Raw genomic sequence first — 21,645 nt, forward strand, 5'->3', positions numbered from 1 at the left:
CAACCGCTACGCCTTCAGAAAAGCCGCAACGGCATCCGCCCAGGCCTCGGGCTGCTGATCGACGATATCCACGCCACCGCCGTCGAGCTCGGCAAACGCAAAGTCCGGCCGCAGCTGCTTGGCTTCGTGCGCCTCCTCGTTGATCACATCACCGGTATTCGTGAGGATCAGGGTATCGTGCTTTACCTTTCTCATCGCCGCCGCGTGATCGTAAATAAACGCCGCATGGTGGCCAATCCAAAAGGGCGCGTAGCCCTGGAATTTCTCCACCGCGTAGCGCGTAATGGTTTTCGGGTCAGCGCCCTCTCCATACATTCGGAAGCGCGTGGCAAACGAGGCCTGCAGGTGACTGCCATCAACGAGGTAGCGGAAATCGATCTCCCGCTCCTGCAGGCCTTCGAGGTATTCCTGGCGCTGAGCGTCATCCACCGGCAGCGGCCCGTTGACGATCAGGCGACGCACCCGGGCCGGGAACTGAAGCGCTACTTCCGTTGCCACCATCGCGCCCGTGTGGTGCCCGAGCACGTCCGCCTGTGCAATCTCGAGATGATCGAGCACCGCGGGAATCACGCCCGCCCAGTCTTCGATGGTCGGCACAAACGGTGCCGGGTCCGACTCGCCAAAGCCTGGCGTATCAATACCGATCGCGCGGATCCCGCGCCGGTGAAGCGGCTCGTAGACGTTGCTGAACTGCCGAGAGGTCTGCGGCGCCTGGTGGCAAAGCACCAGCGGTAAGCCGGCGCCCGTGTCCCGGAAGTGCACCTGACCATACGGTCCGTCGGCATAGCCGCGACGCGGGACAAACGGTGCATCCATGGGGCCTGAACGCAGCGCGTAGGGATTGAGCTCCGCTCGCGTCTTGCGCGGCTCTGCGCGCACCGGCAGCGCGTTGGCCAGGATGGCGGCGCCCGCGGCGGCGGTGCCGAGCAGCAGCTGGCGACGGGTGGTTTCAACCATGAGCTTTTCTCCAAGCAGACCTCGGGGCGGGTAGCTGTTTCCAGCCGCTGTCCGCGTTGAACAGAAACGCCGTTGCGCGCCAGCGCGCCAAAATCGGCGCGGCCTCATCTCCCAGGCACAGCACAACCTTGGTTAAGGCATCAGCGATCATGCAATCTTCCGACAACACCGTGGCAAAAATCGATTTGTTGAGCGGTCGACGCCGGCGGCCGTCATAGTGCGGACCGGCTTTCGCGCTTTCGCGCATCCCATCGCCTGGGCCCGCGCAGCTGCTCGCCAGGCTGCCGCCGGATAGCTGGATGGTCGCCGCCTGATCGTTGCGTTGGCCTGGGACATCGAGCGTGACCGAGGCAGTCAGCGCATCGCTCACCCGACAGTCGCCGCCGGCATTCACCAGGCACGCCTTCACCTCGCCGGCAAGGCATCGGTGCAGCGCCCGGTCAACGGCAAACCCCTTGGCGATTCCGCCGAGGTCAAGCCAGAGCGGACGGCGGAACGATACCGTGTCGTCTGAGAGGACCTCGATGTCCTGCCAGGAGGCATTGGGGTCCGGTGCATCGCAAGACACCGGGCGCGGCAGGTGGCCGTCGCCGACCAGCTCCGCGGCCGTGGTGCAATCGAAATGCCCTTGGGACTGGCGCGACAGCTCACACGCGGCGCGGACGACTTTGACCGTTCGGGGATCCACCGTCACAACCTCCCGCGCCGCGCGCCGATTGAGTCGGGATACGTCGCTGTCCGGGAGATGAAAGCTCATCAGTTGATGGATGTTCTGAATCTCGGCAAAGGCATCCTGCACCGCCGCCTCACCCGCGTTGCGTTGCTCTGCCCGGCAGGAGATTTCGACTCGAGTTCCGAGATGCAGCTCCAGCCAACCGACCGTCGGCAAAGGCGAACGTTGCCTGGCGACCGCTACGCCGTCAGTCCGCATCGGGCAGATAGCGTGCGTGGATGGCAAGCAGCTTCTTGACGCCCTCAGCCACGTGGGTGGTCGACAACGTGGCGCCAGAAACGATCGGGACAACGTCCTCCGGCATCCAGCGTCCGTGGGTCGCTTTCGCCATCTGGCCAAGCCACTCATCCGTGTAGAGGCTGTCGCAGTAGCCTTCTTCACAGGTCAGGACCTCAAGCCCGGAAATCCGACCCTGCGTGTCGACCCCAAGCAGGTAGGTCACCACGTCGTTGAGTCCGTAGACCTGGTCGAGGAACAGCCAGTCGCCCGATTCGGCCCGCCAGGCCTTTACCTGCGGTCGGATCGAGGGAACCTGATATTCGTGTTTGAGCTTGGCGTAGTCCTGCGAGTTGAGCTTGAAGTCCGCAGGCGTGAGCGCCTCGTTGGGATAAATCCGCGCAATGCCCTGTTCCAGCGATTGGAACTGGTCAGCGACGGCCACGGCGCTTGCGCCAAGCGCAACCGCCGGCGCCAGCAGGAAGCGAAACTTCACCGCGCCCTTAGCATCGATTTACTAGACGCGAACGAAATGTCGAATGCCAAACCCCCGAATGACGGGCTCGGCCTTGGCGACCTCGTCGAAGCCCCGGGCCTGGATTTCTGCATTGAAGTCCATCTCGTGGTACTCCAGCGACCAGCGCTCGTTGTTCCAGCGGTGGTCCCACCAGCGTCCGAAAAGCGCCCGAGGAATCATCTGTTTGCCGCCGGAGATGAAATCGACGGGATAGTAGACGCCGCCGGGGCGTGTCACGCGCTGCGCTTCCGCAATCACCTGATGCGACACTGTTGCCGGCATTTCGTGGTGGGCGATGAAGCTGGTGACAATGTCAAAATAGCCGGCCGGGAAACCCATGTCTTCAGCCAGCCGCTGCACGTAGTTCACGTCGAAGCCCAGCCGCGCGGCCCGCATGTGCCCGTAGCGAACCATCGGCCCGCCGACGTCCAGCCCCCAGACCTCAGCGTCGGGAAAGCGCTCTTTGAGCGCCAGCGAAAACTGGCCAATGCCGCAGCCGTAATCGAGGATGCGCTTCACCTTGCCGTCAGCGGGCATCGGAATGTTCTCAGCAGCCCCGCGGTGGATCTGGTCCTGATTGTTGTGACCCCGGCCGCCAAAATAAAAGCTGTTGGTGCCGTAGTGATACATGTGGCCGGCAAACGGGTCACCCACGTAGCCACCCGGCTGGATGTGAATCTGGTGGCTGGCGTGTTCCGGAATCTGCAGCTGCGGATTCAGTTCGAGCGTGCCAGGCCCGCTGAGGTCGGCCGCCTCCATTTCCGACAGGTAGCGGTCGGCGTTGGCGTGGAGGTAATGCTGCAGGTTTTGCCAGGTCAGGCGCTGATTCGCGATCCAGGTATGCGGCGAGATGTTAATCGCCGGCTCATCCTCGATGAGCTGGAGCAACCCTTTCATATCCACCTTCACGGTCGGGTCGATCCCCTCTCGCTCGAGCAGGCGATCCAGCGCCGCATACGCGTTGGCGCGGATCGTCTTTCGGTGCATGTCGCGGAAGCCCTTGGTGAAGTCCTGCCGACTCTCGGCGTCGAACGAGCCGAGCCGCTGGTGTCGGCCATCTCCTCCGCGGGGTGCAAAAAAGGATTCGATGCGCTGCGCTTGGGTGGTCGCCTGCGCGCTGCTGCTGCCAGCCAGCGTGCCGGCACCCGCCGCTGCGGCGGCGCTGACCGCCGCCATATTCAGTAATTCACGTCTGTCCATCACGATTCACCACTCATGTCAGTCAGAACTGCGTAAAGCCGTTGTCGTCCGAAGAGATTTTTCGAAACGCCTTGTCGCCCAGCGGCGCCAGGGCCAGCGCGATGAAGCGATCACGCTCAGCTTCCCACGCCTCTTCCTGTTCCTTGCTGGGAACATATTTCGAAACCGCGTCAGCCGGGACGCCGTTCTCTTCTAAGATCGCCTCCAGCGCGCCAAGCCGGCGCCGGGTGGCCCAAAGCTCTGCACCCATAGCCACGAGGCAGGTGACGACGTTGTCCAGAGCCGGGTTACCGAGCATCTCCTGGGCGCCGAAGTCGAAGGGAACCGGTGAGCTGACGTAGGTCTCGCGGTCGGGTTTTTCGGTGGACTTGGACACGATATCTCTCCTGTCGAAAGATCTGGCCATTCCAATATAGACCAGGAACGGCGCGACATAAAAGCGGGCGCCGACCCGGAAACCGTTCCAGCTCCGGCAGGACCACCCTTAATCGCCGCTGGCGCTGCCTTCCTTGAGCCCCAGTGCGCGGCTCTGCCAGATATGAAACAGAAGGATCACCAGCGCCAAGAGGCCGGCAATCCAGTGAGACCAGGAAAGCCAGCTCCGAACCGTATCGCTGCCGACGTAGTAAAGGGTATAGCCGCTCAATGCCATCCACAGCGCCAGGGCGCAGAGGGTCCCGCCCGTCCAGCGCTTGAGCCTTTTCTGCCAGCCCGACTTGATGTGTATGTGCCACAGGAAGCCCAGCAGCCACACCGTCGGCAGCGCAAAAAGGGCGTGCGCCACCAGGAGCCATTTTTGCGCCGGATGGGGATTCTCAAAACCAAACTGATCCACGACGCGCACGAAATAGAAGCCGTACAGCCAGATCAGCCCCGATAGGAGCAAGCCGCCCGAAAGCCAGTAGATCGACAGTCGGTGGCTACGCTTCATGGCTCGGGTGCTCCGTGGCGCCGAAGACTTTGGCGTTTTGTGGTTGAACGCCGCCGTTGACCAATCGATCCGCTTTCAACTTGCCTCCCAGCCCTTTCGCCCGAACGGCGGCTCCGAGAGGATAGTACAACCTTCGTTTGTAGCACTGCCGAAGTATCGGCGAGGCAGTACAATGCGCCGCTCCTGGCCCGGCTCCTTAATCCGCCGTGAACGACGAACCGACAACCATTGCCGAACGCATCAACGCCACTCTGACGCCCGTCGCCGACGCCGTGTCAGCGGTGGTCTTCTTTTCGGTGGATCTGCTCGGCGTTTCGCTGCCGCTTGTTGTGGTTTGGCTGATGCTCGCGGGCTTGGTGCTGACGCTGGCGCTGGGCCTGATCAATATCCGCGGCTTCGGTCACGGCTGGAAGCTGTTGTTCACCCGGCGCGGCGACCCCAACGCGCCCGGAGAAATCACCCACTTTCAGGCCCTGTCGGCAGCGCTGTCCGGAACCATCGGCCTGGGCAACATCGCCTCGGTGCCCGTTGCCCTCACGCTGGGCGGGCCCGGCGCCCTGTTTTGGATGGTTGTCGCCGGATTTTTCGGGATGTCGGCCAAGTTTGCCGAATGCGCGCTGGCCGTGAAATATCGCCGCGTGCTTCCCGACGGACGCACGCTCGGTGGGCCGATGCTCTACATCGAAGCGGTGTTTGCCCGCCTGGGCATGAACCGCATGGGCAAGACGCTGGCCATCTTTTTTGCCGTCATGGCCATGGGCGCATCGGTGAGCGTTTTTCAGGTCAATCAGGCACACGCCCAGTTTGCCAACGTCACCGGCGTATCAGCCCCCGTGGTGTTCGGCGTGATCATGGCTTCGGCGGTGGCGGCGATTGTGCTCGGCGGCATTCGGCGCGTCGGCGCTGCCGCCCGGCTGATTGTCCCGGCGATGGGGCTGCTTTATGTCGGCGCTGCGCTGACCATTCTGGCGCTGAATATCGAGGCGATACCGGGCGCGGTCAGCGTGATCTTTGCCAGCGCCTTTGGGCTGGATGCCGCCGGCGGTGGCGTTGTCGGCGCGCTCATCAACGGGATGAAGCGCGCCACGTACTCCAGCGAGGCCGGCGTGGGCTCCGCCGCGATCGCCCACTCGGCGGTCAAAACCCGCGAGCCGCTCACCGAAGGGTACGTGGCACTCCTGGAGCCATTCATCGACACGATTGTGGTCTGTACCCTGACGGGGCTGGTAGTGGTCGTGACCGGCGTCTACGAACCGTTTCTCTTCCAGCCCGAGGCGGTCGGTATCGAAATCACCTCAGCGGCTTTTGCACAGACCTTCAGCTGGTTTCCCTACCTGCTGCTGGTCGCCTCGCTGCTGTTTGCGTTCAGCACGCTGGTGAGCTGGGCGTTCTACGGCAGCCAGGCAGCGGCTTATCTTTTTGGACCAACGCGAGCGACGGACGTGACCTTCAAGCTCGTTCTTTGCCTCCTGCTGTCCACCGGCGCCGCCGTATCGCTGTCAGCGATCCTCAATTTCATCGACTCCATGCTGTTTGCGATGGCGGTCCCAAACGTGATCGCCCTGTATCTGCTGCTGCCGGAGTTGCGCCGGGACGTTGAGGACTATCGGAAGCGGGGCCGCCCGGCCGGCTGACGAATCAGGCCGTTGACGCCCCAGGCGTCAAAAATCTCCGGATTTGTCGCTTTTACGGCGGTGACCGTCAGTTTTTTCACGGTTTGCCGGTTGGAACCGCCGCCGCTGCTGCAGGCCGGTCCGTCACCAATGGCGCTCTAGGCCGCTGATTTTGCTCCAGAATACCGAGAAATAGCGCAATCATCGCCGGGCTGGCACGAGCCTTGCTCTGTATTTGCTAGCACTTCGACGGAACACAGAACTCAACAGCGGGCACTTAGCATGAATACACAAACCGAATCAGCCAACGTCACCCCCATCAACCTGTCGGCGGCGGCGAATGAGACCCACCTCGACACGTCGCTCGAAGCAGGCAGCCACGACCGCTGGATCATGAGTGAAATTGTTGACGGGCTGATGATGATCGCCGACAGCATCTGCGCCGACGCGGCAAACGATCCCCTCATCAACCCCTGACGGCCTACCTTGTCCTGGCGATGCGAATCAGCAGTAGCTGCTCGCGCCACCCCGAGGGAGCATTAAAGACCGATCGGTCGGCATAAGCGAGGTACGCCTCTCGCAAGAATTGCCGGCACGCGTCAGACTTCGGATAGCCCGACGAGTTCCTACACGCTGGGTCGGTAGATTGGTCGCCCAGCTGCATTTCCAGGTAAGCGTAGCGAGACCATTCTTGTTTGGCGGAGTTTTCCAGCATAACCTCCGGATACATTTCCGCAGCCGCCTTTCGATATTGCTCAATCCGCTTCGGGTTTGTGCGCTGTGCCATAGATTGCCAGGATTTCAGATCCATTCCTCGGTCTGCCAACGCATGCCGCTCGAAAGCCTCCTCGGCAGAATCCCCTGCCCCAACCGACTCCAGCGCATCCGCCAAAGCCAGCATGTTGAGGCGATTTTGTTCAACCGTAACGGCGTCGTAAGACTGAGGATGGCGGTCAAAAACAAAACGCTCGACGCCCGCCTGCGAAAGGTCCAGCCCCAGCTCGGCTGCATACGAGCTGGCCAACGTCGGTTCGAGCCAGACAACAAACGCCCGCAAACACTCCGTGTTGGTGTCCGGAGAAAAGCCGCCGCCGGCGAGAATCACGCCGCCTGATTCACCGACCCCGGAGCTGGCGATTGAGACTGACATCTGCGGCTGAGGTTTGGCTTCACCCGTAGGCCGCCGGAAGTTATCGAAGGTTTGGCTCTCCTCGGAAAACATGGCTTCGAAGTCCACAATCTCGTGACGGACCTCAGGCGTAAGCTTTTGCTGCAGGTATAGGTCAAGCTGGCGCCCCGCCGGCTCCGATAGCTCGGATCGAACAGCCTCCCAACGATTGTCCCGGTGCGCCAGTTCAGCTTCCTGAAGCGCCATCACGGCGCGACCAGCGGCAGCGGGATCGGCAAGGTTTTCGGGCGTCTTGAGAGCCTCCCATCGTTCGGTGGAAGCGGCGCGATAGTGGCAGAGATCCCATGCCGTTTGCGCCAGCATCCGGGCATCCGCGAGCGGAAAATCCAGCGATTTCGGATACTCCGGGAACCGCCCAAAGAGACGCTCCACTACTGCGCCCCGGGGAATCAGCTCAGGTTCGAGCGCACCATCAATGATGGTGTAATAACGCAGTGGATCAAACCTTCCCGCACTGACGAACGGGGCAACACAGAACAAAATACAGAAGAGCGCGGTAATAGACTGCTTCATACAGCCAGGATACGACATCATTCGTGCAGGAAAAAGTGCCGATTGATGGCCTAGATGCCTCGGCCGAATAACGCGCTACGGCATATCCCGCGACGGCTCCCGGCCAGCACTGCGCCCGAACAGCCAGTCGAAGAACTGACGCGTCCGGTTGGCCAGGTCGATCTGCAGCAGGTACATGCAGGGCACCAGAATCAGCGTGATCACCGTGGCGAACAGGATGCCGAAGCTCAGTGAGATCGCCATCGGGATCAGAAACTGCGCCTGAGTGCTGGTTTCCAGCAGGATCGGCATTAGCCCCGCGGCGGTTGTCAGCGAGGTTAGAATAATCGCCCGGAACCGCGCCTTGCCGGATTCGATCACCGCATCCACGGGCGACTGCCCCTCCAGCCTTGCCTTGTTCACGAAGTCGATCATGATCAGGCTGTCGTTCACCACCACGCCCGCAAGCGCAATCAGCCCAAACACCGAGAACAGGCTAATCGCCTCACCCATCACCAGGTGGCCGATAACCGCGCCGACAAAGCCGAACGGAATCACGGACATGATCACGAGCGGCTGGCTGTACGACCGCAGCGGAATCGCGATCAGGGCATAGATGAGAAACAGCGCCGCAATCCCGGCGACCGAGATATCCCGCTGTGCCTCCTGCTCCTCCAGGCTGCTCCCCGACAGCTTGTACTCAAGCCCCGGATAGCGGGCCACAATGTCGGGAATAATCGTGCGGCCGACGTCTTCGATCACCGAGCGCGGCTGGGCGACCACCGGGTCAACGTCAGCGGTAACCGTGACGGTGCGCTCCCCGTTCTCCCGATAGATCACCGAGTAAGCGTTTGCGTACGTCACCTCAGCCACCTCGGAGAACGGCACCTGATCGCCGTCCTGAGTGGTGATCAGCATCTCCTCAAGGTTTTCCACCGAGCGGCGCTCGTTCTCGGGATAGCGGAGCATGACCTTCAGCTCGTCCGAGCCGCGCTGGATGCGCTGGACCTCCTCACCAAAAAACGCCTGACGCACCTGCGTACCGAGGTTCGCCAGCGTGATGCCGAGCGCTTCGGCTGACGGTTTGATGCGCAGCTGGATCTCGTCACCGCCGGAGCTGGAATTGTTGACGATATCGAAGACGCCCTGGTAGGCGTTCAACTCTACCGCCAGCTCGTCGGCAGCCTGTTCAAGCGCGCGATAGTCGCTGCCGGTAAACGCAAAGCTCAGCGGCGGACCGCCGCCGAGCGGATTGCCGTTGGAGAACGTGATCGTACGCACACCAGGCAGATCGGGCAGCTCATCGCGCCAGCGGTTGGTGAGATCCTCGAGGCTGATCGTGCTCAGCTCCGTTGCCGGTGTCTCCACCAGCACCAGGCCGGTGCCCGCCCCTTGGGTGAATGTAGCGACGTGCAGCAGCGGATCCACGGCGTCCAGAGACTCTTTGAGGTACCGGTCGCGGGCGATGTAGACCGCCTCCTCCATCTGGAGCAGCGCGTCGTTGCGACGTTCGGTGGAGGTGCCCTTCTCCATCGACATCTCAAGCTGAATAATTTCGCCGGGAATCTCGGGGAAAAACACAAACCGCAGCAGTCCGCCGCCGAACAGTCCCGCTGAAACCACCAGCATCGAACAGAACATGACCACGGTGATGCCGCGAAACCGCACGGCCCATGCCACCGCCGGACTGTAGAGATGGTCAATCGCCCAGTGCAGCCCGTGCTGCGTGTGGCGCTGGGCTCGCTCGATGGCCTTCAGGGGCCAGCGCCATAAGGGGGTACGGCGATAAGGGCTGAAAATCTCGTCTTCATCAACGGCCGGAATCGACGCATGCGCCAGGTGAGCAGGCAATATCAGTTTCGATTCGACCAGCGAAAACAACAGACACAGCGCCACCACTACGGATACCGATTCCAGGAATGGCCCCGCGAAACCGCCGACGGCCAGCATCGGCGCAAAGGCTGCGATGGTGGTCAGCACCCCGAAGGTGGCCGCCACCGCAACCCGATTGGCACCCTGAATAACCGTCCGAATGGAATGCCCTTTCTCCCGGACGCTGGTGTAGATGCTCTCACCGATGATGATCGCGTCATCCACGACAATCCCCAGCACCAGGATGAAGCCGAACAGGCTGATCATGTTGATCGTCACCGGCCAGGGGTTCAGCGGCATCAGCCACAGGGCCCCGCAGAACGCGACCGGGATTCCGACGATGACCCACAGCGCAAACTTCAGGCGCAGAAACAGGGTCAGCACAATAAACACCAGCGCCGCACCCTGCAGCAGGTTGCGGAACATAAGGTCCAGCCGTTGCTCCAGATACTTTGAGCGATCGACCCACACGTCGACCTCAACGCCCTCGGGCAACTTCGCTCGGATCTCGTTCATATAGCCTTTGACCCGGGCGGAGGTCTCCAGCTCATTTTCCTGACCGCCAGCGAGCACGTTCAGGGTGGCGACGCGCTCACGCTGAAATCGCCCGAAGCCTTTGGTGTTTTCAAACCCGTCTTCGATCGTCGCGATGTCCCGCAGCCGCAGGCGGGTGCCATCGGGGAAGGTTCGCACTACCAGGTCGCCAAATTTATCGCCCGTGTAAACCTGGCCTTGGGTTCTCAGCAGGATGTCGCCGCCGTCGGTCTGCAGCGTGCCGCCGGGAATATCCCGCGAGCTATTGCGAATGGCTAACGCAATCTCGCTCATGGTGAGCTGATAGCGTCGCAACGTGTCCTCCGACACGTTGATGCTGATTTCGTAGTCGCGCTCGCCGTAGCTGATGACGTCGTTGATGCCGGGCAGCGCCAGCAGACCGGTTTTGATCTCCTGGGCGAGCGCCTTGCGGGCAAACTCGTCAAGCTCGCCATAGACCGAGATAAAAATCACGGGGAAGTTCAGCGCCTGGCGTTCGATGACCGGTCGTTCGGCGAGCTCAGGAAACGTGTTGATCGCGTCGACCCGCGACTTAACCTCGTTCAGTACCTGGTCGAGGTCCGCGTCCGGCTCGACGTCGACGATGACCGTCCCGACGCCCTCGCTGGAGCGGCCGTTGATCTCTTCGATGCCCGCAACGTCCTGCAGTGACTCCTCGATCTTGACGACGATGCCCTCTTCCACTTCTTGCGGGGCGGCGCCGGGAAACACGACGGATACCTGCAGCTTGTCCAGCTCAAAGTCTGGCGTGGTCTGTTTGCGGATGGTGGTTGCCGAGTAGATGCCCAGCCCGAGGATCAGGAACATCATAAGGTTGGCCGCCACGTTGTTGTGGGCAAACCACGCGATAATCCCGCTTTGCTGGCCGGGAGCGCTCATCGTGCGCCCGCCTCAGCACCACCCTCCAGGGCGGAAGAGCTGTCAGACATGGTTTCCTCCGGAATCGCGGTGCGTACCTTCGTGCCGTTGAGCGGGGCGTCGAGCCGGGTCGTCAGGACGCGACGCTCCACGAGCTGCGCGGCGTCGAGATAAGCAAATTCAGTGTCGGTACGCAGAAAGGTCAGCTCGCGAAAACGCAGCTTCAATTCGTCGTCGACGAACACCACCTGGTTGCCGTTGCGCACTAAGAGCCGCGGGATGCGAACCACGTTTTCCACCGACACGCCGTCGATACTGGCCGTCACGAAAGTGCCGACCGGCAGTGGCGTAATCGCCTCATCAGCCAGCGCCAGCCGGTAGGGGTCGTTGACACGGGCGACGGCAAAGACCATCCGGTTACGTTCGTCGACGATGCCCTCGGTGCGGACTATGCGCGCCGTCCACCTTGCAGGTCGGCCCCGGAAGCTTCCCTCAAGGGCCACCGAAGGGCCTCCGTCAGCCACCTCTTCCCCGACCAGCGGCAGGGAAACAAACGACAGCTCGGTGTCTGGCAGCGGCAGACGTACCTCCACCGCGTCGGTAGCGAACAACACGCCGAGCGGGGTGCCAGGCGCAACGTAGTCTCCGAGCTGGGCCGAGCGACTCCGAACAATACCTTTATAAGGTGCACGCACAATCGACCGCTCGAGGTTCCGATCCGCGGAAACCAGATCCGCGTTGGCTGCCGCCAGCGCCGCCTCGGCGGAGGCGAGCTCCGCTTCAGCTCGGTACCCCTGCTCGCGAAGGCGGCTGGCGCCGTCGTATTCCACCTTGCGCTGCCGGAGAGCGGCTTTGGCCCGCTCCAGTGTTACCTCGTAGTTCACCGGATCGATGCGCAGCAGCACGTCACCCTTTTCGAACACGCCGCCGGCAATAAACCGCTCGGACATGGCGGTGATGCTGCCAGCCACCTCGGCAGAAAGCGCCGTCTGGGTAAGCGGCTGGACCGTTCCCTGGCTTTCAACCGTAAACTGCACCTGATCGGGCACCAGCGTCAGCACGTCAACCAACGGGGGCAGGAGCTCCTTTGGTTTACGGTCCGGCGGCTGGCGAGTTGCGCTCAGGCCGATCGCCACCGCTACCGCCAGCATCAGGATGCCGGCGCCGACGACAAAGCGCAGTAGGCGGGCGAGCCATTTTCTTTTCATTTTCGTATCTTGCTCGGTCGTTAGGCGGGTGGCCTGTCCCAAAAGTCCCCGCGATTTCTGGCCTTAGCGGCCTCTCGCCCGCCAGCGGCGTAAAGCTGACATGCCGCCGGTATGGTGTGTGTGAAGGCAAACAAGGCGGCCCATTTGTCGAGCCATTCTACCAAATACCGTTGACTTATAATCGGAAGTCGATCGACCGGGCAGGGGTAGTCATGAGCAAAACGATATCGCGTCGAGACTTTACCCTCGGCACGCTGGCGGCTGTCGGCGGGCTGGCGGCGGCCCGCGCCGCCGAGCCGCAATCAGACCTCACCCAACTCTACAGCGAAGCGGATGCCCTGACGCTGGCCGAACACGTTCGTGCAGGCGACGTTTCACCGGCCGAACTCCTCGAGGAAGCCATCGCCAGAACCGAGCGGGTCAATCCAAAGATCAACGCCGTCACCACCCAGCACTTCGAGCTGGCGCGGGCATACGTCAGGGAACAGCCTTTGCCGAGCGGCCCCTTCCGCGGCGTCCCGTTTCTGCTCAAAGACCTCGGCGCTCGACTCGCCGGTACGGTGACCACCGGCGGTTCGCGGCTGCTCAAGGGCATCGAGGCGCCGCAGGACGATGTCCTGACGCAGCGCTATAAGCAGGCCGGCCTGGTGATCTTTGGCAAGACCAACACGCCGGAGTTTGGCATGGCGCTGACCACCGAGCCCTACCTGTTTGGCCCCTGCCGCAACCCGTGGAATCTTAAACACAGCACAGCCGGCTCCAGCGGCGGCGCCGCGGCAGCGGTGGCGGCCGGTATTGTGCCGATGGCCAACGCCACTGACGGCGGTGGATCGATCCGGGTCCCCGCAGCCGCCTGCGGTCTGTTTGGCCTGAAGCCGACCCGCGCGCTGACGCCGCGCGCTGTCGGGCCCAGCATGATGTCCGTTTCTCACGTGATATCGCGGTCGGTGCGCGACAGCGCGGCGGCGCTTGACGTCACCGCCGGCTACGCGCCCGGCCTGCCGTTTGTGTCACCCGAGCCCGTCGGGGGCTATCGATTGGCCGTGAGCCAAGCGCCCGAACCCCTGCGCGTGGCGCTGGTGACCGATGAGCCGGAGCTAAGACTCGACCCCGGCGTGGCGGCGGCGATCGACAAGGTGGCCAAGAAGCTTGAAGAACTGGGCCATCGGGTCGAAGAGGCCGCACCGGGCGTGGATTTTGACCGTCTGAACCAGGCGCAAAACACGATGATCCTGGCCGAGTTTTCTCAGGGTATGCAGAGTCTTGCCAGCGCCATTGGCCGGCCGCTGGACGCCAGCACCCTGGAGCGGCTGTCGCTCGAATTTGTCGAGGTGGGCGCGGCGACCAGCGCCACCGAGTACGTCGCAGCCTGGGAGCATGTTCAGTCCGTGACCCGAAGCCTCGCCGGATTTTTTGAGCGATACGACCTGATGCTGAGCCCGGTCACGGTGACGCCGCCGCCAAAGCTAGGCGTAATCAACGAGCAGCCGGAGGACAACTACCAGGAGTTTGTCGACCGTTTTCGCACCTACTCAGCGTACACGCCGCTGCAGAATCTCACCGGCATGCCCGCCGCTTCCCTACCGGTAGGCCTGTCCAAAGACGGCCTGCCCGTGGCGGCGATGATCAGCGCCGGCCTGGGTCACGACGCGCGGATCCTGGCGGTCAGCGCCCAGCTCGAGCAGGCGCTGCCTTTCGAACGGCGCCGGCCGCCCGTCTATGCCGGCTAAGCGGATGCCAGGAAATCTGTTTGCGGCGTATGCCGAGTGCTTTGACCACTGGGCTGACAAAGATGCGGTGATCACAGACAGCGGCACGCGACTGAGCTTTGCCGACCTGGACCAGCATTCTGCCCGCATGGCAGGTGCGCTAAAGAGGTTGGGCGTCGTTAAGGGAGACCGGGTCACGGCACAGGTCCACAAGTCGCCCGAAGCGCTGTGTCTCTATCTGGCCTGCCTGCGGGCTGGCGCCGTGTTCCATCCGCTCAACACCGGCTACCAGCCGGCGGAGCTCGCGTATTTTGTCGGCAACGCTGAGCCGAAGGTGATTGTGACCGACCCGGCCAGCCTGGACCTGTTTTGTGGTCTGCCCGGCAGCCCACAGACGGTGCTCACCCTCGATCATAGCGGCCTCGGGACGTTGGCAGACGCAGCGGCTGATCAAGCGGACACCTTCATCAACGTGTCCTGCGATGCTCACGACAGCGCGGCGCTGCTGTACTCGTCCGGCACCACCGGACAGCCCAAAGGGATCGACCTCAGCCACGGCAATCTGCTCAGCAACGCTTGGGTCCTCACCGACTGGTGGCAGTTCAGCGAGCGGGATGTTCTGCTGCACGCGCTCCCAATCTTTCACGTGCACGGCCTGTTTGTCGCCGTCGGCTGCGCGCTGCTCAGCGGCGCCAGCATGCGGTGGCAGCCCGGATTTTCGGTCGACGCCGTGATCGACGCCCTGCCCGACTGCAGCGTGATGATGGGGGTGCCGACCTACTACACCCGGCTGTTGGCAAGCCCGCGGTTCACTCGCGAGGTCAGCGCCGATCGTCGGCTGTATATCTCCGGTTCGGCACCGCTGCTGGCCGAGACCTTTGAGGCGTTCGAAGCGCAGACCGGACATCGTATTGTCGAACGCTACGGCCTGACGGAAACGGTGATCAACACGTCGAGCCCCCTGGACGGTGATCGCAAAGCCGGCACCGTCGGGGTGCCCCTTCCCAATGTTGAGCTGCGTGTCGTTGATGACGCCGGCCACTCGCTGGGTCCGGGCGAGACCGGGCAGATTGAGGTCCGCGGCCCCAACGTCTTTAAGGGCTACTGGCAGATGCCCGACAAAACCCGCGAGGACTTTACCGGCGACGGCTTTTTCCGCACCGGCGACAACGGCGAGTGGGACAACGACGGTTACCTGGCCATCGTCGGTCGAGCCAAAGACATGGTGATCAGCGGCGGTCTAAACGTCTACCCACGGGAGGTTGAGCTCCTGCTGGATGGCCTGGAGGGCGTTGCCGAATCGGCGGTGATCGGCGTGCCTCACCCGGACTTTGGTGAGGCTGTGGTGGCGGTGGTTGTCCCGCTGGACGGCGCCGCGCTCGACGAAGATGCGCTGCGCGACGCGCTGAAACCGCTCATCGCGGCGTTTAAGGTCCCCAAGCGCATTACGACTATGGCCGAGCTGCCGCGCAATACGATGGGGAAGGTCCAGAAAAACCGGTTGCGAGATCGATATCGCGGCCTGTTTGAGGCCGAAGCTTAGCGAGCTATTCCTCCCGCGGATAAACCCGGCGACCGGCAAACCAGGTTTCGCGCGGACGAATACCGCTGATGTCTCCGGCCGGTATTTCCAGCAGGTTGTCATCCAGGATGAGAAAGTCCGCCGATTTGCCCACCGCCAGCGAACCCGTCTCACCCTCCAGACGCAGCGCTCGCGCGCCTTCGATGGTGTAGATCCGAATGGCCTCTTCCACGGTAATTGCTTGCTCTGGCCATAGCTGGGCCCGCGAGTCGGCCAAGGGGTCGCTTCGCGTCACCAGCGACTCGATGCCAATCCAAGGGTCGGCGCTTTTCGCGACCGCCGGCCAATCGGAGCCCGCCAGCAGCCCGGCGCCGCTGTCGATCAGGTCGCGCACCGGGAAGTAGTACTGGCCCCGCTCTTCACCCACCGCCTGGTAAATCGCATCGATGATCGGCGAGGGATACCAGAGGATCGGCGACAGGTCGGCCACGGCATTCAGCGTTTTAAAGCGAGGCACATCCTGCGGGCTGATGTAGCCGGCATGGGCCAGCTCATGACGCAGCCCGCTGGCGCCGTTGGCGTCGCGGGCCGCCTCGATGGCGTCCAGCGCTGCGCGCACCGAGCGGTCGCCGGCGGCGTGCATCTTGACGGTAAAACCGCGCCGGTCCAGCTCGATCACGTCTCGGGCCAGCGCTTGGGGGGCAATCAGCAGCGGCCCGCCGCTGAAGTTTGAGCCGTGTTTGTGGTCGGCCAGATAAGGCGCGAGCATCGCCGCCGTTCGTGCCGGGGTCGGCACACCATCGAGAAACAGCTTCACAAAGTTGGTGTGGACGCGCCGGCCGGCGTATCGCTCCCGGGCAGCTTCGTAGAACCGATAGTCCAAGCCGGTGATGCGCCGTCCATCGGGACCACGCAGGCTCACCGCCACGTTGAGGTCCAGCCCGCCACGGTCGGCCAGAGCGGTGTCCATCGCCTTCCAGGCTTTTGACTCCCAGGGATGGGTCGAGGCGTCCTTGATACCGGTAATCCCAAATGCTGACGCGGTCCGCATGAAGTGTTCAACGGCCTGGGCGGTTTGTTCGGAGCTGTATTCGGGCATCACGTCCTGCATCATCTTGGCGGCGGTCTCCAGCAGCACCCCGTTGGGTGTGCCGTCCGCCTCCCGCAGAAAGCTGCCGCCCGGCGGATCCGGGGTCTCTTTGTCGATCCCGGCCAGCGCCAGTGCCCGGCTGTTGACCCAGCCGTTGTGCAGGCTGTCGTCTCGCAGATACACCGCTTTGTCGCCCGATACTGCATCGAGGAGCTGCCGCGGGGACGCGAGCTCATGCGTTTCGAAAAACGCGCTGTCCCACTGCCCGCCGATGATCCAGTCGCTCTCCGGCTGCTCGACAACACAGCGGGCGATCGCCTGCTGGACCTGCTCCGGCGTAGCGCTGAAGGGAAAGCTGCATGCATAGAGCGTTTGCAGGCTGCCGCGGATCGGATGCAGGTGCGCGTCGATCAGCCCCGGCAGCACCATCTTCCCGGCCAGGTCGATGCGTTCCGCGCCCGACTCCGCCTCTTGGAGAGCCGTTTTGCTGTCGCCGATAAACACGATCCGCTCGCCGTCGATGACCATCGCCTCCGCCTGCGGTAGTGACGGGTCGACGGTGTAGACCACGCCGTCGAGAAAAACCCGCTGGCTGCTTGGTTGCTGCGGCTCACGCAAGGTGGTTCCGCACGCGCCCAGTGCCAAGAGCAACACGGTCAGGGCTGTACTCTTCACGCTCAAGCTTCCCATAGGACTCTCCAAGATCATTGGACACACCCTGGCGGCCTTTGACGGCCGCAGCCGGTGGCCTGCTGCACCGCCCACGCTGCCTGGAGGACGCCAAAATCATCTCCGTATCGACCCACAATCTGCAGCCCAACCGGCAGCCCTTCGTCGGTGAAGCCGACGGGTACCGAGACCGCCGGGTGCCCGGGAACGGTGATGAAGTAGCACGACCGCATCCAGTCCAGATAGGAGTGCATCAGCTCACCGGCGACGGACTCGGGGTACGGCATGTCCACCGGAAACGGATGCAGCTGGGTGACCGGCAACAGGAGATACTCAAAGCGCTCGAAGAAGCGGTCAAAGCGTTGGCGAATCCGTTCGAGCTCCAGCTGCGCGTCTTCGACTTTTTTTGGGCTGAGCTTGAGCCCCTGCTCAATGTTCCAGATCAGCGTCTGCTTGTAGTCTGCACGATGGTGGTCGAGCGCCGGGCCCAACATTCCCGCGTACAGGCTGGCCCGCAGCGTTTTGAACACCTCATCGATGCCGGCGAGGTCCGGCAGTTCCTCAGACAACACGGCGCCCGCGTCAGCCAAAACCTCAGCACCGCGTTCGACGTAAGCCGCCATCCCCTCAACCAGCGGCAGCTGTCCGGCATAGTCGGCGGCAACGGCGACCGCACACCCGCTGAAGCTGCGGGCTAGCGCCTTGGAGAAATCCTGCTCACTCAGCCGCCGGGACAGCGGACAGCGCGAATCAGGTCCGGCGATGGCGCTCATGAACAGCGCCACGTCCTCAACGGTTCTCGCCATCGGCCCCTCTACCGGCAAGGTCGCCAGCGGGTACTGCGTCGGCCAGCTCGGGACGCGTCCCGGCGTCGGGCGGAGCCCCACTACGTTGCACCAGGCCGCCGGGTTGCGCAGCGAGCCGCCCATGTCGCTGCCGTCAGCCAGGCTGACCATCCCCGCGGCCAGCGCCACCGCCGCACCACCGCTGCTGCCGCCGCACGTGAGCTCGGGGTTGTAGGGATTGCGCGTGACGCCAAAAACCTCGTTGAAGGTCTGTGATCCAGCGCCGAATTCCGGCGTATTGGTTTTGCCGAGCATGATGGCGCCGGCGTTGTGCATGCGCTGGACCAGCAACGAGTTTTCCTCGGGCACAAAGTCAGCCTTGGTCTTGGAGCCAAAGGTGGTCCGCACACCCTTGGTCAGGGCCAGATCTTTGTGGGCCACGGGCAAACCGGCGAGCGGCCCGAGAACCTCGCCGCGGGCCAGGCGATCGTCGAGGCTTTGGGCTGTCTCCAACGCCTGCGCGTCGGTCCGGGTCACCACCGCGTTGAGCCGCTCGTTGCAGAAGTCCAGCTGCGCCAAATGGGCTGAGACCACCTCGGTGCACGAGACCTCGCGCCGGCGGATGAGATCTGCCAGCTCAGCGGCTGATTTCCAGACTAGCTCTTGCAGAGCCATGTTCTCCTCAGTCAGACCAAAAAAAGGGCCGCCCTAAGTTTGCCTCAGGGCGGCCCAAGTGGGCCGCTTGACCATTTCGGTCTCCTCAGTCGTCACCTGGGCCTGGCTGGAAAGGCGCGAGCCGCAGCCAATGGCCGTAGCCCTTGGCAAGGCTTGCAACGCCGCCAGGCGGGTCCAGGTGGCGACCCGCAGGGCGGGCGTCTCAGGCACCATTCCGGCGTTGATCCGCTATGGTCATAACATCGATTATGACCACGACAAATCGCTAAGGCCCGACGCCTGACACGCTCGCTGAGGAGACTGAAATGGCCAAGCGGCCCACTAGCCGGGCGTTATGCGTTAGAAGCGATAGTTCAAAGACACGCCGTAGGTGCGCGGCATGCCGTTGGCCCGGACCAGAGGTCCATTGCCGCCCTGGTAAGCGGCCGGAAAATAGTACTCGTCGGTAATGTTTCGGCCCCACAGCATGGCACGCCAGGTCCCATCAGCGTTCCCGACGCCAAACCGCAGGTTGGCGATGGTGAAATCGTCGGTGGCGTCGGTCACCTGGGCACCGCCGGTGGTTTCGTCGGTATAGTTCGCGTCGCCCCCGAGGAAAACCTCCATACCGTTGGACATGGGCCAGACGTACTCAGCACGCACGCTGTAGGAAAGGTCGGGCGCCATAGCCAGCTCGATGCCGGAGGCGTCGCGGAAGACCGTGTTGGGCCAGACGCTGAGGTCCTGATCCACCGCCAGCCACTCGTCCACATTCGTATCGAGCAGCGCTACCGTCGCCTGCAGCATCAGCTGCTCGGTGGCGGCCCACTGCAGGTCGATCTCCGCGCCTTTGATGGTCGACTCCGGCACGTTGGTAAGCCCGGAGATGTTGCCGACAAAGGTCACCGCCCGATCCTGCTCCTGCTTGTCTTTATAGTCGTAGTAGAAAGCCGCCGCGTTGAGCTGCATCGCGCCGTCCAGCAGCGTCGACTTGAGGCCCACCTCAAAGGAGTTCAGTTTTTCCGGCCGGTAGGAGCGCAGCTGCTGGGTCGTATTGGAGTTGGCGCCGTTAAAGCCGCCGGACTTAAACCCGTTGGCCAGCGTAGCGTAGAGCAGGACGTCTTCGTTGACCGCATAGTCCAGGCCGATCTTGCCCATCCAGCGACCGACGCTGATGGCCTCTTCGTAAACCCGGAACGCGTCGTTGACGTTGGGGCCGCCGATCAACGCGAAGATAAACGTCGGCGAAGTGGGGTCATCATCGATCGTTCCGCAGTCGCCGGGCCCGAGGGTCGCGCCGAACTGGGCGTTCAGAAAACCCGCCAGGCTGCCGTCATCGGCGACGAACGTGCATCCACTCCAGTCGCGATCCTCTTCGGTATAGCGTGCGCCCACCGTCAGGCGCATCTTCTCCGAAAACTGCCACTCGACGTGCCCGAACACCGCCTGCGAATCGGTGTTCTGAACGTAGATGGTGTCGAGCTCGCGGATCGGTGTCGGCGCAAACAAACCGACGCCGAAGGGGATGGACCCCAGGCCGAACACCGAATCGGACATGAAGTAGTGGTAATACTCATCCACCTCGTCATCGGAGTAGTACAAACCGGCGATCCAGTTCAGGTTTTCCGTGGCGCCGCTCAGGCGCAGCTCCTGGGAGAAAACCTGCAGATCCGTGGTGTTGATGTTGCTGGAGTCGTTGAAAAAACCGCCGTCCCAGTCGTTGGACTCCACCCGGTCAAAGTCGTCGTAAGCGGTGATCGAGGTCAGCGTCATGCCGCCGATGTCCCACTCGAGCTTGGCGGAAATGCCGGTCAGCTGATTGTCCCGCTGGGGCCGTAGGTCGAAGGTGCGACCGGTGATCGGGCTGGTGTAGCTGTTGGTCCAGTCCGCAGTTTCGTTGTCGCCGGTGCGGTACCACGGCGGCGTTTGGCCAAAAAACTGCCCCGTCGGCAGGATGTACTGATCGAGCGGCGTGTAGGGGTTCACGAACTCACCCAAGCCCACAATCCGGCCGTCGTAGGCCGTGTTGGCACGGTTGTCGGACTGATCGTCCACGTGATGTACGTTCACGAGCAGCGAGGCCGAATCGGAAAGATCAAAATTCAGCATACCGCGCACGGCGGTGACGTCCTTCTCGCCCAGCTCGTCGTCGCGGGTTGCGCTCTGCTGCCAGCCTTCATTGGACTGGGTGGTTTTCATGGCGAACCGCCCCTGGACCCGATCGGACAGCGGACCGCTGACAAACCCCTCCACGTCCACCGTGTTGAAGCGGCCGTAGTTGATCACCACGCTGGCGTCGAACTCTTCGGTGGGCTTGCGGCTGACAAAGTTGATCTGGCCGGCGGTGGTGTTGCGACCGTAGAGGTCTCCCTGCGGCCCTTTGAGCACTTCAACACGCTCGACGTCGAACAGCAATCCACGGCTCATGACCGTGTAAGGAATCGCCACTTCGTCAAAGTAAAGGCCAACCGTCGAGGAGGCACCGGTGGAGTAGTCCTGAAAGCCGACACCGCGGATGCTGTAGAGCGGCACGCCGGTGGCGGCGGTCTCGTTCACCGTCAGGCCCGGCGTAAACACCGCCAGATCCTCAGAGCTGAACACCCCCAGCTCCTGAAGCTGCTGCCCCGTAAAGGCGTTGACGGTGATACCGATATCGTTGACGCCCTGCTCCCGCTTCTGGGCCGTCACGGTGATTTCCTCGATCACCTGGGCCTGGGCCAGGCCGGCTACGCCGGCGGAAACGCTCGCCAGGGCGCCCCATACTGCTGCTCGGGTCTTGGATTGCATGCTTGGTCAGTCTCCCTCGTCCAGGCCGGCGGATAGGCCGGCAAAGACTGAGTATAGGGTGGCGCCCCGAGGCGACGCATGGCGATCA

At 62.9% G+C, this 21,645-nt stretch carries 16 protein-coding genes; 4 read left to right on the plus strand and 12 right to left on the minus strand.

The genetic code is table 11. The features are described 5' to 3' along the window. Window positions 1-6: 6 nt before the first annotated feature. The 6 genes from AAF358_14275 to AAF358_14300 form a co-directional block, all read right to left on the minus strand. Entirely contained in the window at window positions 7-957 is a 951-nt protein-coding gene (locus tag AAF358_14275) for an alpha/beta hydrolase (protein ID MEM7706722.1), read from the minus strand. Beyond that, window positions 950-1,888 carry an FAD:protein FMN transferase gene (locus AAF358_14280; protein ID MEM7706723.1) on the minus strand — a complete coding sequence of 313 codons (939 nt, stop codon included), beginning with the start codon at window positions 1,886-1,888 and terminating at the stop codon, window positions 950-952. Before AAF358_14280 ends, AAF358_14275 begins: the two co-directional genes overlap by 8 nt. Then, window positions 1,878-2,402 (minus strand): FMN-binding protein, encoded by a 525-nt coding sequence (locus tag AAF358_14285; GenBank protein MEM7706724.1) that lies wholly within the window; start codon window positions 2,400-2,402, stop codon window positions 1,878-1,880. Before AAF358_14285 ends, AAF358_14280 begins: the two co-directional genes overlap by 11 nt. A gap of 21 nt (window positions 2,403-2,423) precedes the next feature. Next, window positions 2,424-3,623: a class I SAM-dependent methyltransferase gene (locus tag AAF358_14290; GenBank protein ID MEM7706725.1), complete on the minus strand. Its 1,200-nt coding sequence runs from the start codon at window positions 3,621-3,623 to the stop codon at window positions 2,424-2,426. 22 nt (window positions 3,624-3,645) lie between these two features. After that, window positions 3,646-3,999 (minus strand): hypothetical protein, encoded by a 354-nt coding sequence (locus tag AAF358_14295; protein ID MEM7706726.1) that lies wholly within the window; start codon window positions 3,997-3,999, stop codon window positions 3,646-3,648. A gap of 108 nt (window positions 4,000-4,107) precedes the next feature. Then, complete coding sequence (locus tag AAF358_14300) at window positions 4,108-4,554, minus strand: hypothetical protein (protein MEM7706727.1); 447 nt, start codon at window positions 4,552-4,554, stop codon at window positions 4,108-4,110. A gap of 206 nt (window positions 4,555-4,760) precedes the next feature. On the opposite strand from AAF358_14300, the gene AAF358_14305 reads away from it, so the two are divergent. Further along, a complete protein-coding gene (locus AAF358_14305; GenBank protein MEM7706728.1) occupies window positions 4,761-6,188 on the plus strand; it encodes an alanine/glycine:cation symporter family protein in 1,428 nt (475 codons plus the stop codon). A 261-nt stretch (window positions 6,189-6,449) separates the two neighbouring features. Continuing rightward, window positions 6,450-6,644 (plus strand): hypothetical protein, encoded by a 195-nt coding sequence (locus tag AAF358_14310; GenBank protein ID MEM7706729.1) that lies wholly within the window; start codon window positions 6,450-6,452, stop codon window positions 6,642-6,644. 4 nt (window positions 6,645-6,648) lie between these two features. Here the strand turns inward: AAF358_14310 and AAF358_14315 are convergent, their stop codons facing one another. From AAF358_14315 to AAF358_14325, 3 genes are all read right to left on the minus strand, one after another. After that, window positions 6,649-7,869, minus strand: coding sequence for a hypothetical protein (locus AAF358_14315; protein ID MEM7706730.1), 1,221 nt, complete (start codon window positions 7,867-7,869; stop codon window positions 6,649-6,651). A gap of 75 nt (window positions 7,870-7,944) precedes the next feature. Then, entirely contained in the window at window positions 7,945-11,154 is a 3,210-nt protein-coding gene (locus AAF358_14320; GenBank protein MEM7706731.1) for an efflux RND transporter permease subunit, read from the minus strand. Next, a complete protein-coding gene (locus tag AAF358_14325) occupies window positions 11,151-12,341 on the minus strand; it encodes an efflux RND transporter periplasmic adaptor subunit (GenBank protein MEM7706732.1) in 1,191 nt (396 codons plus the stop codon). The genes AAF358_14320 and AAF358_14325 overlap by 4 nt, the downstream gene beginning before the upstream one ends. 212 nt (window positions 12,342-12,553) lie before the next feature. On the opposite strand from AAF358_14325, the gene AAF358_14330 reads away from it, so the two are divergent. After that, a complete protein-coding gene (locus AAF358_14330; protein ID MEM7706733.1) occupies window positions 12,554-14,071 on the plus strand; it encodes an amidase in 1,518 nt (505 codons plus the stop codon). A 4-nt stretch (window positions 14,072-14,075) separates the two neighbouring features. Beyond that, complete coding sequence (locus AAF358_14335) at window positions 14,076-15,593, plus strand: AMP-binding protein (GenBank protein ID MEM7706734.1); 1,518 nt, start codon at window positions 14,076-14,078, stop codon at window positions 15,591-15,593. A 4-nt stretch (window positions 15,594-15,597) separates the two neighbouring features. Here the strand turns inward: AAF358_14335 and AAF358_14340 are convergent, their stop codons facing one another. The 3 genes from AAF358_14340 to AAF358_14350 all read right to left on the minus strand — a co-directional run bounded on the left by AAF358_14340 (window position 15,598) and on the right by AAF358_14350 (window position 21,557). Beyond that, window positions 15,598-17,337, minus strand: coding sequence for an amidohydrolase family protein (locus AAF358_14340; protein ID MEM7706735.1), 1,740 nt, complete (start codon window positions 17,335-17,337; stop codon window positions 15,598-15,600). A 29-nt stretch (window positions 17,338-17,366) separates the two neighbouring features. Continuing rightward, entirely contained in the window at window positions 17,367-18,791 is a 1,425-nt protein-coding gene (locus AAF358_14345; GenBank protein MEM7706736.1) for an amidase, read from the minus strand. Window positions 18,792-19,130: 339 nt separating this feature from the next. Next, window positions 19,131-21,557 carry a TonB-dependent receptor gene (locus AAF358_14350; protein MEM7706737.1) on the minus strand — a complete coding sequence of 809 codons (2,427 nt, stop codon included), beginning with the start codon at window positions 21,555-21,557 and terminating at the stop codon, window positions 19,131-19,133. Window positions 21,558-21,645 lie beyond the last annotated feature (88 nt).

The organism is Pseudomonadota bacterium (assembly GCA_039033415.1).
GTDB lineage: Bacteria > Pseudomonadota > Gammaproteobacteria > Xanthomonadales > SZUA-38 > JANQOZ01.

What these genes read in the sequence shown, in the direction of transcription:
- AAF358_14275 (MEM7706722.1), bottom strand. Translation starts at nt 957, where the DNA reads ATGGTTGAAACCACCCGTCGCCAGCTGCTGCTCGGCACCGCCGCCGCG.
- AAF358_14350 (MEM7706737.1), bottom strand. Translation starts at nt 21,557, where the DNA reads ATGCAATCCAAGACCCGAGCAGCAGTATGGGGCGCCCTGGCGAGCGTT.
- AAF358_14290 (MEM7706725.1), bottom strand. Translation starts at nt 3,623, where the DNA reads ATGGACAGACGTGAATTACTGAATATGGCGGCGGTCAGCGCCGCCGCA.
- AAF358_14330 (MEM7706733.1), top strand. Translation starts at nt 12,554, where the DNA reads ATGAGCAAAACGATATCGCGTCGAGACTTTACCCTCGGCACGCTGGCG.
- AAF358_14280 (MEM7706723.1), bottom strand. Translation starts at nt 1,888, where the DNA reads ATGCGGACTGACGGCGTAGCGGTCGCCAGGCAACGTTCGCCTTTGCCG.
- AAF358_14315 (MEM7706730.1), bottom strand. Translation starts at nt 7,869, where the DNA reads ATGAAGCAGTCTATTACCGCGCTCTTCTGTATTTTGTTCTGTGTTGCC.
- AAF358_14300 (MEM7706727.1), bottom strand. Translation starts at nt 4,554, where the DNA reads ATGAAGCGTAGCCACCGACTGTCGATCTACTGGCTTTCGGGCGGCTTG.
- AAF358_14335 (MEM7706734.1), top strand. Translation starts at nt 14,076, where the DNA reads ATGCCAGGAAATCTGTTTGCGGCGTATGCCGAGTGCTTTGACCACTGG.
- AAF358_14310 (MEM7706729.1), top strand. Translation starts at nt 6,450, where the DNA reads ATGAATACACAAACCGAATCAGCCAACGTCACCCCCATCAACCTGTCG.
- AAF358_14320 (MEM7706731.1), bottom strand. Translation starts at nt 11,154, where the DNA reads ATGAGCGCTCCCGGCCAGCAAAGCGGGATTATCGCGTGGTTTGCCCAC.
- AAF358_14325 (MEM7706732.1), bottom strand. Translation starts at nt 12,341, where the DNA reads ATGAAAAGAAAATGGCTCGCCCGCCTACTGCGCTTTGTCGTCGGCGCC.
- AAF358_14345 (MEM7706736.1), bottom strand. Translation starts at nt 18,791, where the DNA reads ATGGCTCTGCAAGAGCTAGTCTGGAAATCAGCCGCTGAGCTGGCAGAT.